General features: G+C 37.5%; 1 protein-coding gene. It reads left to right on the top strand.

All coding sequences use genetic code 11. From position 1 onward, the window contains the following. Positions 1–144: 144 nt before the first annotated feature. Positions 145–291: TetR/AcrR family transcriptional regulator (locus AB4585_RS28975; RefSeq protein WP_372172243.1), on the top strand; the 147-nt coding region annotated here is incomplete at its 3' end.

The raw sequence follows: 291 nt of genomic DNA on the forward strand, positions 1-291 counted from the left end.
CCCAATACAAATCGTTTCATTTAAATGCCACTAGTTAAAGTAAACTATACGGTGTAGTTTACATGTGGTGCTTTAAAAGTAAACTACTTAGTGTAAAATAAAGTGATGGTTTTTCCTCCACCATAAATAAGACTCTGATAAATAATGAAAAAGACACGTAGTGAATTAAAGCGCGAAGCGATCCTTACCGCAGCAAAGCAATCTTTTCTTGAGTTTGGCGTTAAGAACACCAGCATGGATAAGCTTGCTAGCCTTGCCAATGTGTCTAAGCGCACCGTATACAATCACTTC

The sequence above is a fragment of the Vibrio sp. 10N.222.49.C9 genome (assembly GCF_041474985.1).
Lineage (GTDB): Bacteria > Pseudomonadota > Gammaproteobacteria > Enterobacterales > Vibrionaceae > Vibrio > Vibrio crassostreae_C.